Here is a 17,500-nt window from a genome sequence, read left to right as displayed (position 1 = left end):
CACGGCTGCAGCGCAGCATGAGAGCCCGGCCGATGCCCCTGACCCTGTACCAGCGCGACGATTGCCATCTGTGCGACCAGGCCGTGGAAGTGCTGGCGCGGGCGCGTGCAGGCGATTTCGAGAGCGTTTTCATCGACGACGACGCGACGCTTGAGGCCGTTTATGGCGCGCGTGTGCCGGTGCTGCGCGATGCGCGTGGACGCGAGCTGGATTGGCCGTTCGATCGCGTGCGCTTGCGCGCATGGCTGGACGAAAATGGCGCCGAGAGATAGTCGCGGCGCGACAACGTGCCGAGGCCGCAATCCGTGTCGCAGCCGGTGAGCATCGGCTGGCTGTCCCACCCCGTGCGGGCATAAAAAAGCGGCGGACCCGACGAGTAGTCCGCCGCTCAGTGGCTGCGTCCGGTGCGGCCTGTGGCGTTACTTCGCCTTCAACACGACCTTGGTGCTGATCGCGGTTTCGTTGGGAATGGTCTTGGTGTCGGCCCAGTCGCCACCGCCCACGCCAAAGTCCAGCCGCTTGACGACGGCCTTGCCCGCCAGCACCGGCTGCGCGCCGGGTGTCCAGGTAAAGGTCAGCGTGACCGGCTTGCTGACGCCGCGTAGTTCCAGGGTGCCATCGGCGGCGTATTGGTTGCCGCCCAGGGCGCGGAACTTGTCGGCGCGGTAGCGCGCGGTGGCGAACTTGGCGACATTGAAGAAATCCGGGCCCTGCAGGGTGGAATCGCGGTCGTTGTTGCCGCTGACCGCGCTGGCCAGCGGGATGCGCACGTCGAGTTTGGCCCCGGCCAGGTTGGCCGGATCGAAACTCAGCGTGGTGTCGAAGCCGGGGAACTTGCCGGTGAACACTTCGCCGTCGTACTTGCTGGCAAAAACCAGGCTGGAGCCCGGCGCCTGCACGTAGTCGGCGGCCAGCACCGGTGCGGCGGCGAACGTGGCAACCAGCGAGGCGGCGACCAGCATCGGAGAGACAAACAACTTGGACGACATGGGAAATCCTTATGGTTTGGGAGCCAGCCAGCCACGCGGCAACATCCGCGCCAGGGTGGCGTCGCGCTGGAACAGGTGGTGGTAAAACGCAGCGCCGGCATGCGCCAGTACCACGGCAATCAGCAGCCAGAAACCCCATTCGTGGATGAAGTGCGCAATGGCGCGCAATTGTTCGTCCGGGGGGCTGAGCTTGGGCACATTGAACAGGCCGAACCAGCGGAACGGCCGCAGGCCGCTGGTGGAGTCGTACAGCCAGCCCGACAGCGGCATGGCGAAGATCATGGCGTACAACAGCCAGTGGGTGAACCCGGCAATGCGCTCCTGCCAGCGCGGCGTACCGGCCACCGGCGGCGGTGCACCGGCGTAGATGCGCCAGCCCAGCCGCACGATCACCAAGGCCAGGACAGTCAGCCCCACCGACTTGTGTGCGGTGTATACCCAGAAGTATTTCGGGGTCTTGGGCAGTTCGCCCATGGTCAGGCCGACGACGCCCAACACCAGGATCAGCAGGGCGATCACCCAGTGCAGGGTCTGACTGACGCCGCCCCAGCGTTCGACGTTCTTCAGGCTCATGTTCCCGATTCCTGGTTGGCGGCGGTGTCCGGCGTGATGGGTGCGGCCTGCGGCTCGGGCGTCTCGTCGTCGGCGCGCCCTTCGCGCACGGCTTCGGCTTCGATACGCAACTCCACGCTGTCGCCGATCATCGATTTCCACGCATCAATCCCGAACTCGGAACGGCTCAGCGTGGCGGTGGCGGAGAAACCGGCGGTGCGGCGGAACGGCGGCAGCGGGTGACGCTTGAGCGCGTTGAGGGTGACGTCCAGGGTGACCGGGCGGGTGACCCCGTGCAGGGTCAGGTTACCGGTGACCTTGGCATGGTTTTCGCCGCTGGCCTCGACGTGCGTGGAGACGAAATGCGCGTCGGGAAAGCGCTCGGCGTCGAGTAGGTTGCGTGCCAGGGTGGCCTGGTTCCACTTGGCATCGCCCAGGTCGGCGCGGTGCAGCGGCACGGTGACATCCAGACGGGCGGCGGCCCAGTCGTCCGGGTCGAAGACCAGGGTGCCGCTACTTCCGGAAACGGTGCCCAATGCCTTGGAAAAGCCGGCATGTTCCACCGCGAACAGCACCCGGGTATGCACCGGATCCAGCGCATACCGCGCTGGCGCAGCGGTGGCGGCGAGACTGGTTGCGACCAGGGCAGAGGACACCACTAAGCGGGCGAGGATTGTCATGGGCGGATTCTAGACATATCCCGGCAACGCGCGCTTGGCTTGCGCTCGCAACGATCCGTTGCGAGCATGCCGGCTGGACGAGGAAAGGATTCCCCCATGCGTGTACTCATCGTGGTGCTGGCCGTGTTGTTGGCCATCTGGCCGTGCGCGGCAAAGATTCCGGAAGTGCCACGCTTTCGGATCGTGGGACCCAGCGAAGGATTGCCTTCGACGATGGTGGTCGCCATCAGCCAGGATCGCGCCGGCTATTTATGGCTTGGAACGCTCGACGGTCTGGTGCGTTACGACGGCGCCGGCTTCAGGACCTGGCGTCACGATCCGGCCGACCCTGGCTCGTTGCCCTGCAACGCGGTGCAGGCATTGCATATCGATGCGCTGGACCGGGTCTGGGTGGGGTGCGGCAAGACGCTGAGCGTGCTGGATGCCGGCCGTAGGCGCTTTGTTCACTATCGCGCTGCAGACTATCCATTGTTGAAGGACGGCGAGATCTTCAGCATCGCCGCGTTCGATGGCGGCATCTGGGCCGGCACCACCACCGGTGCGCTGGTGCGCATCGATGCCAGCGGAGGGATGTCGTCGGTGAATCTGGGCGGGATCGAAGGCGCGCTGGATCACGCCATGGTCATGAACCTGGCGGTGGACAACCAGCACCGCCTGTGGATCGGCACCAGCAATGGCCTGGCCTATTACGACGGCAAGCAACTGCACCGCCAGTACATCGCGGACGAGCCGAACCGGGAAGCGGCCGTCTTCGGTTTGCAGTGGACCGGGGACCGTTTGTGGCTGGGAAGCGAATCGGGATTGCATGTGCTGCGCGCCGACGGTCGCTGGCAGCCGCTTGCCTGGTCAACGATGTTCGGCAATGGCAATGAATTCTGGGGCGCAGTCGCAACGCCGGATGGCGAATTCTGGCTGGGCAGCGGGCGTGGGTTGTGGCGCACGCGCGGAGAGCGTCCACCGGTGCCCGCCTTGAGCGGGGAGGGGCCGTTGTCGCGGCGTAACGTGATCGGCTTGATGGGGGCGGCCGATGGCGGCCTGTGGGTGCCCATGCATGGCACCGGGCTTGGGTATCTGCCGGCCGACTGGAAGCGCAGTGCCGTGCTCAAGCCCGCGGTGCCGATGGGCGATGCGATTTATTGCAACCTGGCGCCTGCCAAGCGCTCAGGCGGCTTGTGGCAGGTCGATGCGCAGGGGCGTCTGTTGCGCGTGGATCCGAGCACCGGCGATTCGTTCCAGACAGGCCTGCAGTCGCCGCAGCTCAAAGGGATGGAGTTGGTGTCGGCATTGGAAGATCGCCTGCAACGGGTGTGGCTGGGGAATCTGACCTTTGGCCTTTCGCGGATGGACCTGCGTACCGGTGACTTCGTGCACTGGCCGTCCGATGGGCCCGAACCGTCATCGGCGTTGTCGGCGCCGGAATGGATCATGGAGCATGGCGACACCGTCTGGATGGCCTTCATCGACATGGTGCAGCAGCGCGACCTGCGCACCGGCAAGGTCTTGCAGCGGATGACCCAACAAGACCTGCATGGCCTACGCGCGATCGACATCCAACAGCTGGACCAGGGACCCGACGGGCGCGTCTGGGTGGCCGGCGAGGGCGGCATGTTCGCATGGGACGAGGCGACAGGCCGCTTCGTGCCGGTGGCAGGGCTCGAGGGGACGCCGATCCAGGCATTTGCCAGCCAGTCTGCGGACACGCTTTGGGTGTATCGCGCCTCCGGTGCAGAGCAGTGGCAAAAGCGCGCAGCCGGCTGGAAGCGCGTCCGTCAGGTCGGCGAAGCGGATGGACTGAGCGGGTTCGATGCCTCTGCCATGCAGATCGACCCGCGTGGCCGTGTCTGGATTTCCAGTCTGCGCGGGCTTTGGCGGATCGATCCCTCGGTGCATCCGGCGCGGGTACGCAATATCGGCACGCGCGATGGCCTCACCAGTCAGGAGTTCATCCAGCATTGCCTGTTGACGTCGGGCGACACCTTGATCGGTGCAACCAGCGATGGCTCAACCGTGCTGCTGGATACCGCGATGCCGGATGTTGCACCGTTCGTGCCGGCACTGCAGCTGGAACATGTCAGCGTGCTGCGCAATGGCGCACGCATCGCCTTGCCCATGGACCGCCCGTTCCAGCTGGGCCCCGAGGACCGCCAGCTGCAGATCGTCAGCCGCCTGCTGTCGTACAGCGACCCGCTGTCCAATCGGTATCGCAGCTTCCTGAAAGGCTTCGATACGGACTGGCAGACGATAGGCAACACCGGCATCCGCGAATTCGCCAGCCTGCCTGCCGGCAATTATGAGCTTGCGCTGCAGGGCATCGACCCGCTGGGCAATCGCTCGCAGGTGCGTTCGCTGCAATTTTCGGTGAGGCCGCCCTGGTGGCGTAGCGAGATCGGGATTGCGCTGATAGGTTTTTCCGGATTGCTGTTGAGCGCCTTGCTGGCCGCTGCATATCGCCGACGTATCCGCATGCGTGCGCAGTGGCAGCTGGCGCAGCACAAGCGTGAGTTGGCCGAGCAGGCATCGCTGGCCAAGACGCGCTTTCTGGCAACGTTGGGTCACGAGGTACGCACGCCGATGACCGGTGTGCTGGGCATGAGCGAGTTGCTGCTGCAGACCCCATTGGATGGTCGCCAGCAAGGCTATGCAAGCGCAATCCAGCTGGCCGGCAAGCACTTGCTGCGTCTGGTCAACGATGCATTGGATCTGGCCCGGATCGAAGCGGGCAAATTGCCGCTGGATTATCGCGATTTCGACTTGCGTCAGTTGGTCGGGCAGGTGGTGGAACTGGTACGCCCGAGTGCCGAGCAGAAGCAGCTGGCTTTCCATTGCGAGCTCGACGATGCATTGCCGCCGGCATTGCATGGCGATGCCAGCCGCGTACAGCAGATCCTGTTGAATCTGCTGTTCAATGCGGTGAAGTTCACCGAGCGCGGGAGCGTGCACCTGCGCGTCACCACGTTGCCGCTGCATACCGGGCAGGGTCTGCGCGTGGAAGTGCGCGACACCGGGCCAGGCATGAGCGCCGAGCAGCGCGGACGCCTATTTCAGCGCTTTGAACAGGCCGAAGGCGCGGTCACGCTGGCACGGCACGGTGGCAGTGGGCTGGGGCTGGCGATCTGCTGCGAACTTGCGGCGGCGATGGGCGGCGCGGTGACGGTCACCAGTGCGCTGGGTCAGGGCGCGTGTTTTGTGGTCGAGCTGCCGTTGCACTGGGTGTCCACGTTACCTGCGGTCATGGCGCCTGCGGTGCGCGCCCCGTCGCTGCGTGAGCAAGCGCCGTTGCAGTTGCTGCTGGTCGAGGACGATGCGACCGTGGCGCAGGTGATCGTGGGCCTGCTGCAGACGCGCGGGCATCACGTTACGCATGTACTGCATGGTCTTGCCGCGCTGGCAGAGGTAAGTACGCGCAATTTCGATGCAGGATTGTGCGATCTGGATCTGCCCGGCCTCGACGGCGCGGCGCTGGTAGCGCAGTTGCGCGCGCGCGGCGTGCGCTTCCCGATCGTGGCGGTGACCGCACGTGCCGACACCGATGCCGAACCGCAGGCGATGGCCGCCGGCTGCAATGGCTTCCTGCGCAAACCGGTCACGGGCGACTTGCTGGCACAGGCATTGGCGCGGGTGCTTGCCGATGCCGATGATGGCCAGCGCGATCGCGAGGCCGGCGACGCGTAGGTCCAGGGGCAAGCCCGGCGAGGACGCGACAGCAGCCTGGCGCTGGCGCTGTCTTGGTTCCACATGGCAGACGGCAAACCGGCACTGCGTACGCCGCAATCAGTGGCGTGCACGCAGGTAGCTGCCGCATTGGCCGGCCGGGCAGTGGTCGCATGCCGGCCCGGTCGTAGCGATCAGCAGACCGGCAACTTTGCCAAGGGGCGAGACACTTGGCGCAACCAATCACTGCCGCGTAGCGGGTAAAGTGCAGTCCCAGCAAGGAGCGCCTGGGTGCACACGCGGCGATGGGGACAGGGATGACGATGAAGGACGTGCTGTTGTCGATGCTGGCCGTGCTCTTGCTGTTGAGCAGCGTGGATGCGGCGGCGGTGAATCAGATCGAGACTCCGCGCATGCGCCGCTTCGGTGGTGCCGAAGGCCTGCCTTCGCGCATGGTGCTGGCCTTGGCCCAGGATCGGCAAGGCTATGTCTGGGCGGCGACTAGCGATGGCCTGGCGCGCTACGACGGCATCGGTTTGCAGGTATGGCAGCACGATCCGCATGTCGCCAGTTCGATTCCGGGCAACGAAGTGGAAACGCTGTTGGTCGATGATCGCGACCGGATATGGGTTGGCATCAACGGCTCGCCACCGAGCATGCTGGATGCGGCGCGCTCGGCATTTACGCCATTTCCCGACGTTGGCACCGCATGCGATGGGCAGGTCTGGGCGCTGGCCCAGGCCCAGGATGCGATCTGGATAGGAACCAGCAGCGCCGGGCTCTGCCGGCGCGAAGAGAATGGTCGGGTGACGGCGTTCCGTGCCACGCCGGATGCGGCGGACGGACTGCCCAGCAACACCATCATGAGCCTGGTGACCGATGCGCGCGGCCGGCTATGGATCGGCACCGATAGCGGGTTGGTGATGCGCGACGGCGAGCGCTTCGTGCGCATCGCGCCAGACCGACTAAGCGCGACGGTTTTCAAGCTCAGCAAGGATGCCGACGGTACGATGTGGGTCGGGACCAGCAAGGGCGTGTGCAGGGTGACGCCTGCCGGTGCGCTGGAACGCGCGCCCTGGAGCGGGGCCGATGCCCTACGTGCCGCTACCGTGGTACACGATGTGCACGGCGGCTACTGGGTTGGTGCAGCCGACGGATTTTTCCGGGTGGCGCCGGGAGACACCACGCTGCGCCTGATGGAAGGCGATCGCGGCAGCGGCTTCCTCACCGCGCATAGCGGTGTACTCGATGCGATGCAGGATCGCCAGGGCGGGCTATGGCTCGGACTGATTTCGCAGGGCGTGGCGTATTTGCCGCCGGATTGGCGGCGGTTTTCCACCATTTTCCAGACCCAGGGCAAGCCGCTGGAGAGCTTGTATCTGGTCAACGCTGCGGCCGATGGCGACAGCTTTCTGTTGACGACCGGCGAAGGCGTCTACCGGCTCGGCAATGACGGTGAACTGGTGCCGGTCCTGCACAGCGATGCCTTGGGCGGCGGCACCGTGCAGTCGGTGCTGCCGGCCGGGGGCGGCAGTTTGTGGATCGCGCTGCGCGATGGCGTGACGCGCTATGACCCGGCGACCGGCCAGCAACAGAAGCTCGCGATGCAGATCGGTGTTTCCGCAACGCATCGGGTGGAACTGATGACACCCGGCATCGATGGCGAGTTCTGGGTGTCGATCGTGGAAGGTGGCGTGCAACGACGTGCCGCCGATGGGCGGCTGCTGGGCACGTTCCGCTTCGGCACCGATCTCAGTGAGGTCGGTGGCATGGTGCAGCAACTGACGGTGCGCCCGGATGGCACGGCCTGGGTCGCAGCCGGTGACGGTGTGTGGGTCTGGCAGGGCGAACGATTTCGCGCAGTGGTCAAGGACGCCAATCATGAAGCCTACGCGCTGGCCTTCGTTTCGTCGCGCGAGTTCTGGGTAGGGCGTTCCGGTGCGCTGGAGCGCTACGGCTGGAACGGGCAGCAGGCGCGCCTGCTGGAGCGGGTCGGGCACGAACACGGCCTGCCTTCTACCGAGATACGCGGCCTGGCGCTGGGCGGCGACGACACGGTCTGGGCCACCACCTCGCGAGGTCTGTTCGCCTACAAGCGCGGCCAGCCGCAGGTACGTCGGTTCGGTCCACGCGACGGCTTGCCAGACAGCGAGTTCTCGATGCGTCCGCCGGCCATTGGCCCCAACAGGCAGGTGCTGGCGCTGACGACCAGCGGCATCGTGTTGTTCGATCCGTCACGGCCTTTTGCGCCTGCGCCGCTGGCCCGCCTGGTGATCGAATCGGTGCAGGTGCGGCGCAACGATGCCGAGCGCCCGCAGACGGTTGCCCACAACGCGCCGGTGATCTTGCAAGCGCGCGATCGCGATCTGCGTATCAGTGCACGGCTGTTGTCGTTTGTCGATCCGACCTCCGCGCACTACCGCTACCGTGTCAATGGCTACGACGAACGTTGGGTGGAGCAGGGTGCCAGCGGCGAGCGCGTGATCTCGCGATTGCCGCCTGGCGACTACCGCATCGAGGTCCAGGCGCGCGCCGGCGATGGCGACTGGGTCACCGCACCGGTGTTGCAACTGAAGGTACGGCCGCCGTGGTGGTTGAGCACGGCCGCGCAATTGGTGGCGGCAGCGCTCTGCATGCTGCTGCTGTACCTGGGTATGTGGGCCTGGCGAAAGCGCGTGCGGCGGCAGCAGGCGTGGGTGCTGGCACAGCAACGGCAACAGCTCGCCGAGCAGGCATCGATCGCCAAATCGCATTTCCTGTCCACGCTTGGCCACGAAGTGCGTACACCCATGACCGGCGTGCTGGGCATGAGCGAGTTGCTGCTGGCCACGTCGCTCAATGCCACGCAGCGCAGATATGTCGATGCGATCCGCAAGGCCGGCACGCATCTGCTGCGCTTGGTCAACGATGCACTGGATCTGGCACGCATCGAGGCCGGCAAACTGGAGCTGGTACAGCAGCCCTTCGATCCCGCGCAGCTCGCCCAGGAACTGGCTGATTTCATGCATCCCATCGCTGAGGCACGCGGCCTGTGCTTTAAGTACCGCAATCGGCTTTCCACGCATGTGATGGTCGTGGGCGATGCGACGCGAGTGCGTCAGATCCTGATCAACCTGCTGGGCAATGCGATCAAGTTTGCCGAACGCGGCGAGGTGTCGCTCACCGTTAGCCAGCACGGCGACGCCCTGCGCTTCAAAGTGCGCGATACGGGTCCTGGCATCGGGTCGGAACAGCAGAAGCGATTGTTCCAGCGCTTCGAACAGGGCGAGGGTGCGCGCACCAGTTCGCGCTACGGCGGCAGCGGGCTCGGGCTGGCGATCTGCCAGGAACTCACCGTGGCGATGAAGGGCCGAATCCGAGTGCGCAGCCGGCTTGGCGTCGGCACACAGTTCACCGTGGATCTGCCCTTGCCGCTCGACCGCTCCGGCACGCGCATCGCTGCCGGTCAGGTCCAGCCGCTTGCAGGCGAGCCGCTGCGCATCCTGCTGGTGGAAGACGACCCCACCGTGGCAGAGGTGATCAGCGGCTTGCTGACCAACCGAGGCCACCGCGTCGTGCATGCCGCACATGGGCTGGCTGCATTGTCGGAAACGGTGGATGGCGGGTTCGACATCGCGCTGCTGGATCTGGATCTTCCCGGGCTGGACGGCTTTGCCCTGGCATCGCAGCTGCGCCAGCTTGGCCACCGCTTCCCGCTGCTGGCAGTCACGGCACGGGCCGACAGCGCCGCGCAGACCCAGGCGAAGGCCGCAGGCTTCGACGGCTTTATGCGCAAACCGGTCACTGCCGATCTGCTGGTGGAAGCGATGACGGCTGCGCGCGCGGGCGCCGGCATGCAGGCGACGGCCTAGCCTGCATGTAAGGGTCCGATGTGTTGACGATCCCGATGCTCGTTCGCATCGAATCATTTAAAGACCCCGTATCCGCCCAGCTGCTGCAACCGATCACCATTGGCGCGCCTATGTGTGTTGCCAGCATCAGGCGAGGTCCGCACTATGCGTGCAAAGGACATCGAGTGCATGCTGCTATCACCACAACACCCCAGTCGTCGCATGCCGCTGCAAGCCTTGGTTACGCGGGCTCTATTCCTGCTTTGCCTGGCCGTCGTGTCAGGCTGGCCGAGCCTTGCGCTGGCCGGCGTGCCGGTCTTGCCGCAGCCGCGGCAGCTGACCGTGGCCGACGGACTGCCATCCAACGTGGTGTATGGCTTCGATGAGGATGCCAATGGGTATTTGTGGCTGGCCAGCAGCGATGGGTTAGCGCGTTACGACGGGCGAAACTTCCGTATCTGGCGCATCGAAGACGGTTTGCGCGACAACCAGATCTGGGCGGTTCACGTCGACAAGCGCAACCGGGTCTGGATCGGAACCGGCATGGCAGGCCTTGCGATGCTGGACCCCGCACGCCATCAGTTCACCTTCTATGATGGTGCGCGCTATCCGGAACTTCGCGGCGTTGCGATCTGGAATATCAAGTCCACCGACGACGGCAGCATATGGTTCGGCACTGAAATGAGTGGGCTATACCGGCTGCGCTCGGATGGTTCGCTGGACCATTTCGTACATCGGAACGACGACCCGCGCAGCCTGCCCGACAATGCGATCTATCGGCTCGATGTCGATACCCGCGGCACACTCTGGATCGGTACCGCCGATGGTGCTGCGCATTGGACGGGCAAGGATTTCGAGCGACAGGCATTTCCGGATGGCACCGCACAGATCATCACCCGGCTAACTGCCGATGCCGATGGCAGCATCTGGATCGGCACCAGCGACGACAAGCTGTTTCGACGCGATCCAACTGGTCATCTCAGTCCGCACCGTTGGCAGGCGCCTGCAGAATATCCGGTGTTGGGCGTGTTGTTGCGCGACCAGGATGGCAGCTATTGGCTGGATACCCTGGCCGGCCTAGGTCATACGACTGGTGCGGAGGTGCGCAACGTCCCCCTGTACAGTCTGTCTGCGCACGGGCGCATTCGTCCCAACTGGGAATCGGCATATCAGGATCGCGAGGGCGGTGTATGGTTTGCCAGCCCCAACGGCGGGCTCTGGCATCTCCCCTCGAACTGGCGTCGTTTCGCGGTAGTTTTCAACTACATGGACGACGGCGGCCAAGGTGGCAACCTGGCGATCCAGGGCACCGCAAAATCGTACGATGGCCGGATGTGGTTGGTGGGGACCTCCGGCGTGCTCGAACGCGTAGATCCTGCCACTGGCAAGATCGAGCGTGTATTGCCCACCCTGGGGTCCGCTAGCTGGTCCAATAGCGTGCTGGAGGATCGCAAGGGGAACGTCTGGATCGGTCAGTTTGCCGAGCTGGTGCGCTTTGATTCCGCCACTGGCCAGGTGCAGCGCTGGAAGGCTGCCGCAAGCGGCTCGGGCGCCGCTGCACAGGACGCGACATTGGACGCTTCCCTGGAATCGCTCCAGCAGACCGCCGATGGTCACATCTGGGTCCATGCCACGCTGGGGCTACAAGAGCGGGACGAACAAGGTCGCTTGCTGCGCACCATGCTGCGCGGAACGCATGGCCTTGCAGCAGATCTGGTGGTGTACGACCTGCAGGCTGGGCCGGACGGAACGCTTTGGCTGGCGAGTAATCGTGGTCTGCAGCGCTGGAACGCGTCGGTTGCGCGCTTCGAGCGCATCGCCGGCGCGCCCGACGAATCGATTTTCGCGTTTCGCTTCAGCGACAATGAGATCGCCTGGTTTGCCGGGCTAGGGAAGCTGCATCGCTATTTATGGAAGAACGGCGCCCTTCAACATCTAGATACAGTGGGGCCCGAGCAGAACTTCCCCTGCGCTTGCGCCACAGGGACTGGTGGTCGACCACGACGGTGTTGCCTGGTTGTCCAGTATGCGTGGCCTGATTCGCGTGGACCCTGCCACGCGGGGCGTGCGCGTGTTCGGGGTTCATGACGGCCTGCCCAATCCGCAATTCGTTGCGCGGTCTTTGGTGCAGTCGTCCAAGGGCATGATCGTCGGCGCGACGCCGGATGGCCTGGTCATCTTCGATCCTGCCGAACTCAAGCCGAATGATCATCGGGTGCCGTTGGTGATCGAACGTGTGGGTCTACGTCGCGGCGAGAGCGGGCTGGATCTGAGTCATGTCACTTCTTTGGTCATGCAGGACGGCGACCGTGACTTGCATATCGTCGCGCGCCTGCTCAGCTTCGCCGACTCCGAATCCAACAGCTACCGCTTCCGTCTGAGCGGCTACGACCCGGACTGGATCGATGTCGGGCCCAGTGGCGAGCGCCTGTTTTCGCGTCTGCCTTCTGGCCGTTACACGCTGGAAGTGCAGGGGCGTACTGCAGACGGAATCTGGTCGGCGAGCCAGACATTACGTTTTCAGGTGTTGCCGCCATGGTGGCTGTCGCCGTGGGGTTTAAGCCTGCTTGCCTTGCTGACGTTATGCGTGATTGCTGCAGCTATCTTGTTGTACCGCCGTCGGTTGCGTCGCTTGAATGCCTGGCAGCTTGCGGTGCACAAACAGGAAGTGGCCGAGCAGGCGTCTTTGGCCAAGACGCGTTTTCTGGCGACGCTGGGCCATGAAGTGCGTACGCCGATGACGGGTGCCCTGGGCATGAGTGAGCTGCTGCTCAAGACTTCGCTGGATCTCAAACAGCGCAGTTACACCGAGTCGATCCGCCGCGCCGGCGCGCATTTGTTGCGGCTGGTCAACGATGCGCTGGATCTTGCGCGCATCGAATCCGGACGGCTGGAGCTGGAGCTGGAGCCGTTTTCGGTGCGTCAGCTGGTGGCCGAGGTCGAGGCGTTGATGGCGCCACTGGCGCAGGAGCGGGGCCTGCGCTTCAGCCTGGAAATCGGGCTGCTCGGCGATATCACTGCCAGTGGCGATTGCACCCGCATCCGGCAGATCCTGCTCAATCTGCTCAATAACGCGATCAAGTTCACCGAGCGTGGCGTAGTTGGTTTGAAGTTGACCACGCTCGGTTCCTATCAGGGCCTGCGCTTTGAAGTGGCCGACACCGGGCCCGGCATCAACGCCGAGCAGAAAGCGCGGCTGTTCCAACGCTTCGAGCAGGGCGATGGCGCCAGAACCACCTCGCGCTACGGCGGCAGTGGTCTGGGCTTGGCGATCTGCCAGGAGCTGGCCATCGCCATGGGCGGGCAGATCGAGGTGATCAGCCGGCTCGGTGCCGGGACGCGTTTTGTGGTGGATTTGCCGCTGCGCTGGGTGGCCTCCAACGCCGCAATCGGTGGCGAACCCGGACATGCCGATACTGCGGTCGAACCGCAGCGCATCCTGCTGGTGGAAGACGACCCGACCATCGCCGAGGTCATCGTCGGGCTGCTGCAAGCGCAGGGGCATTCGGTGGTGCATGCTCCGCATGGCTTGGCGGCGTTGACCGAAGCGGCCGACAATACGTTCGACCTGGCGTTACTGGATCTGGATCTGCCTGGGCTGGATGGCTTCGCGCTGGCGCGGCAACTGCGCGTCTTCGGTTACGACATGCCGTTGATCGCCGTGACGGCACGCGCCGACGAGGTCGCCGAACCAAGCGCGCAGGAAGCGGGCTTCGATACCTTCCTGCGCAAGCCGCTCACTGGCGACATGCTGGCCGCCACCATTGCCGACGCGTTACGCAGCAAGCGCTAACACGCCATGCGCATGCCCTGTCACCGGAGCAGGCACTCAGGTGTCATGCGGCGCGTCGGTCCGCTGTTGGGCTGCTCGAACAGCGATGCGGGTCGCGATGGTCTGGGCAGGCGAAAGCGCGCTGCAGGTGCCTGCCAACCGGGTCGCAGCGAGCGGTTGCGTCGCAAGCAGGCTTTGTGGGAACGAATTGTTGGGTCCGCTCTTGCGAACCTTGCAACGTGGAGTGGACTTGCCAATGCCCCTGTCGCGCATGCGTCTTGTAGCCTGAGCGCATGCGCAGAACGCGCAGAACGCGCAGAACGCGCAGAACGCGCAGAACGCGCAGAACGCGCTTGCCCGCACCGCGCGTGGCCCGCACTATGCGCCGACTTGTCGTGAAGTTGATCCGGTGCGCTTTCTAACCCGCTTGCCCCATCGGCTGCTCGCTGTGCTCTGGGTATGCCTGTGTCTGGCAGTGCTTCCGGTGCAGGCGCGGACGCCCGCAACACCGGTACCCATCCAGCTGACGATCGCCGACGGGCTGCCGTCGGACACGATCAATCAGTTGGCCGAGGACAAACAGGGATATCTGTGGCTTGCCAGCGATGACGGCCTGGCCAGGTTCGATGGCCGCAACTATCGGATCTGGCGGATGGAAGATGGCCTGACCAGCAACGTGGTCTGGACCATCTGTGTCGATGCCAACGACCGGGTGTGGATGGGCTTCGAGGACGGCGGTGTCGGCTATCTGGAGGCGAACACGCGCACGTTCAAACGGTTGGAAGATCCGCAGTTCCCCGAATTGCGCGACGCCACCTTGTGGTCGCTGGCACAAACGCCGGACGGCGACATCTGGATCGGCACCGCCAAGCAGGGCCTGTATCGTTACCGGCCCGACGGGCGCATGCAGCACTTTTCTGCCAAGGCAGGCGATGCCGGCAGCTTGCCGTCCGACAACGTGGTTGGTCTGGAAGTTGCGCCCGACGGCGGCCTGTGGATCGGCACCTGGGGCGGGCTTGTGCACTGGGATGGCCGACGCCTGGAGCGCGTGCCGCTTCCGGGCCCGTCCCAGTCGGTCAACAGAATGTACAAGGAGCCCGACGGCAAGGCGCTCTGGGTTGCCGATTTCGACGGCAACCCCGTCCAGTTCAACACGGTCGGGCGGCCCATGGCCCGCACCTGGCAAGGCGGAAAGGACACCGCGCAGGTCAGGGGCGTCCTGCTGCGCGACCGGCTCGGGCGCTACTGGCTGGATACCGCCACCGGCCTGGGCATGAGTACCCGCGATGGTGGCGTCGAACGCGTGCCGGTCTACAGTTTCTCGGCGCACGGCCTGGTCAACCGGAACTGGATCACCGCCTACCAGGACCGCGAAGGAGGCCTGTGGTTTGCCAGCCTGGAGGGCGGGCTGTGGCACCTGCCTCCGCGCTGGGATACCTTCGCGCTGTTTTCGCATCGCGCAGATGATCCGCAATCGCTCGCCAACCCCTCGGTCGTTGCCACGGCGCCTTCGATCACGGGCGGCATCTGGCTGGTCGGCACACGGGGAACGCTTGAGCATTTCGATCCCGTCACCGGTCGCGTGGAGCCACGCCTGGCCCCGGTCGATCCAGAACGCATTCCCGATACCGTCATCGAGAGCAGGCAGGGAATGGTCTGGATTGGCGTGCAGGAAAGGCTGGTTCGGTACGACCCGCAGACAGGCGAGGCCAGGCGTTGGCCACTGCTCGGGCATCAGGATTCGGCAACCGATCTGGAAGATGTCGGCAGGCCTGGCAGGATGGCCGAAGATGCACAGGGGTGCATCTGGGTGGCGCTGCTGACGCACGGGGTGCAGCTGTGGAGCAGCGAGGGCCAGCTGCTCAGGACGCTCGACTATGGAAGCCACGGGCTGAAGGCGCTGACTGTCCTGGACATGCGGATCGGGCCGGATGGGCAGATCTGGCTGAGCAACAATGCCGGGCTGTGGCGATGGGATCCGCATGCCGACCAGTTCGTTGCGGTCCGCGGCGCGCCGTCCCTGCCGACCTATGTGTTTCGCCAGGCAGATGGCGGCATCGTCTGGATCGGATTGGCCGGACAATTGCGGCGCTATCTCTGGGACGGCAAGCAGCTCACGCATCTGGATACGGTGGGAAAGGAACAGGAATTTCCGATGGTCTCGCCGACCGGCCTGGTGATCGATGCCGGTGGCGTGGCCTGGGTCTCCAGTCATCGTGGACTGATTCGGGTCGACCCCGGCAGCAAGCTGGTGCGGGTGTACGACGTGCACGACGGACTTCCCAGTTCGCCGCTGCAGGTGGCCACGCTGGTGCAGGCAAGCACGGGGCAGATCCTGGGCGGCACGTCCGATGGCATCGTGGTGTTCGATCCGGCCACGATGCGTCCGAATCTGCGCCGACCGCAGCTGTTGATCGAACGTGTCAGCCTGCGACGCGGCGAGCGCGAACTGGATGTCACCGGCAAGACGCCGCTGCAGGTGCAGGACGGCGATCGCGACCTGCATATCGTGGCGCGGATGCCCACGTTTACCAATCCCGAATCCACCAGTTACCGCTTCCGCCTCAGTGGCTACGACCCGGACTGGATCGACGTGGGGTCCACCGGCGAGCGCTTGTTTTCGCGCCTGCCTTCCGGGCATTACACGCTGGAAGTGCAGGGGCGCACTGCAGATGGCATCTGGTCGGCCAGCCAGATCGTCCGTTTCCAGGTGTTGCCGCCGTGGTGGCTGTCGCCGTGGGGCCTGGGCCTGTTGGCGGTGCTGAGCCTGTGCGTGATCGCCGCGGCCATCTTGTTGTACCGCCGTCGGCTGCGGCGTTTGAATGCCTGGCAGCTGGCCGTGCATAAGCAGGAGTTGGCCGAGCAGGCGTCTTTGGCCAAGACGCGTTTTCTCGCAACCCTGGGCCATGAAGTGCGTACGCCGATGACGGGCGTGTTGGGCATGAGCGAATTGCTGCTCAAGACCGAGCAAGACGCCACGCAGCGCAGCTATACCGAGTCGATCCGCCGTGCGGGTGCGCATCTGTTGCGGCTGGTCAACGATGCGCTGGATCTGGCACGCATCGAATCGGGCCGGCTTGAACTGGATTTCCAGCCGTTTTCGGTGCGTCAGCTCGTGGCCGAAGTCGAAGCGCTGATGGCGCCATTGGCGCAGGAGCGCGGGCTGCGTTTCAGCCTGGAAATCGGGCTGCTCGGCGACATCACTGCCAGCGGCGATTCCACCCGCATCCGGCAGATCCTGCTCAATTTGCTCAATAACGCGATCAAATTCACCGAGCGCGGCGTGGTCGCGCTGAAGCTCACCACGCTCGGTTCCTATCAAGGCCTGCGCTTCGAAGTGGCCGACACCGGCCCGGGCATCAATGCCGAACAGAAGGCGCGATTGTTCCAGCGCTTCGAGCAGGGCGACGGCGCCAAGACCACTTCACGCTATGGCGGCAGTGGGCTTGGCCTGGCGATCTGTCAGGAGCTGGCGATGGCGATGGGCGGGCATATCGAGGTGATCAGCCGGCTCGGTGCGGGGACGCGCTTTGTGGTGGATCTGCCGCTGCGCTGGGTGGCGTCGAACGCGACGCTGGACGGCGAGGTCGCGCATGCCGCCAGCCCTGTCGAACCCCAGCGCATCCTGCTGGTGGAAGACGACCCGACCATCGCCGAGGTCATCATCGGCCTGTTGCGCGCACAGGGGCACTCGGTGGTGCATGCGCCGCACGGCCTGGCGGCGCTGACCGAAGCGGCCGACAACACGTTCGATCTGGCATTGCTGGATCTGGACCTGCCCGGGCTGGATGGTTTTGCGCTGGCGCGGCAACTGCGCGTCTTCGGCTACGAGATGCCGTTGATCGCGGTGACCGCACGCTCCGATGAAGCCGCCGAACCAAGCGCGCAGGAAGCGGGCTTCGACCGTTTCCTGCGCAAGCCGCTCACCGGCGAGATGTTGGCCACCACCATTGCCGAGGCGTTGCGGCATGCTCGCGCGCGCGATGGGGCGTAGCCGCGGCGGAAGCGACCGTGCGCCAGCGCAGC

The 17,500-nt window shown here is 65.0% G+C and carries 8 protein-coding genes and 1 pseudogene; 6 read left to right on the top strand and 3 right to left on the bottom strand.

Annotated features, from left to right (window positions below; genetic code table 11):
- Positions 1-32 precede the first annotated feature (32 nt).
- Positions 33-272: a glutaredoxin family protein gene (locus tag FLG15_RS15205; protein ID WP_017157852.1), complete on the top strand. Its 240-nt coding sequence runs from the start codon at positions 33-35 to the stop codon at positions 270-272.
- Between the two features lie 147 nt (positions 273-419).
- Here the strand turns inward: FLG15_RS15205 and FLG15_RS15200 are convergent, their stop codons facing one another.
- From FLG15_RS15200 to FLG15_RS15190, 3 genes are read right to left on the bottom strand one after another with little or no spacing between them, the layout of a single operon-like run.
- Positions 420-989, bottom strand: coding sequence for a YceI family protein (locus FLG15_RS15200; RefSeq protein ID WP_003490276.1), 570 nt, complete (start codon positions 987-989; stop codon positions 420-422).
- 9 nt (positions 990-998) lie between these two features.
- Entirely contained in the window at positions 999-1,562 is a 564-nt protein-coding gene (locus tag FLG15_RS15195) for a cytochrome b (RefSeq protein WP_057679379.1), read from the bottom strand.
- Entirely contained in the window at positions 1,559-2,221 is a 663-nt protein-coding gene (locus tag FLG15_RS15190; protein ID WP_057679378.1) for a YceI family protein, read from the bottom strand. Before FLG15_RS15190 ends, FLG15_RS15195 begins: the two co-directional genes overlap by 4 nt.
- 96 nt (positions 2,222-2,317) lie before the next feature.
- On the opposite strand from FLG15_RS15190, the gene FLG15_RS15185 reads away from it, so the two are divergent.
- The 5 genes and pseudogenes from FLG15_RS15185 to FLG15_RS15160 all read left to right on the top strand — a co-directional run bounded on the left by FLG15_RS15185 (position 2,318) and on the right by FLG15_RS15160 (position 17,468).
- Entirely contained in the window at positions 2,318-5,893 is a 3,576-nt protein-coding gene (locus FLG15_RS15185) for a hybrid sensor histidine kinase/response regulator (protein WP_150146690.1), read from the top strand.
- Between the two features lie 63 nt (positions 5,894-5,956).
- Positions 5,957-6,136: a hypothetical protein gene (locus FLG15_RS15180; protein ID WP_057679376.1), complete on the top strand. Its 180-nt coding sequence runs from the start codon at positions 5,957-5,959 to the stop codon at positions 6,134-6,136.
- A 59-nt stretch (positions 6,137-6,195) separates the two neighbouring features.
- Positions 6,196-9,723, top strand: coding sequence for a sensor histidine kinase (locus FLG15_RS15175; protein WP_150147700.1), 3,528 nt, complete (start codon positions 6,196-6,198; stop codon positions 9,721-9,723).
- Positions 9,724-9,924: 201 nt separating this feature from the next.
- Positions 9,925-13,495, top strand: a pseudogene (locus tag FLG15_RS15170) (hybrid sensor histidine kinase/response regulator).
- A 427-nt stretch (positions 13,496-13,922) separates the two neighbouring features.
- A complete protein-coding gene (locus tag FLG15_RS15160) occupies positions 13,923-17,468 on the top strand; it encodes a hybrid sensor histidine kinase/response regulator (RefSeq protein ID WP_150146686.1) in 3,546 nt (1,181 codons plus the stop codon).
- Positions 17,469-17,500: the final 32 nt, after the last annotated feature.

The organism is Xanthomonas phaseoli pv. dieffenbachiae (genome assembly GCF_008639345.1).
GTDB lineage: Bacteria > Pseudomonadota > Gammaproteobacteria > Xanthomonadales > Xanthomonadaceae > Xanthomonas > Xanthomonas phaseoli.
The sequence above is the reverse complement of the archived record's forward strand: the minus strand, read 5'-3'. Positions and strand labels throughout refer to the sequence as shown.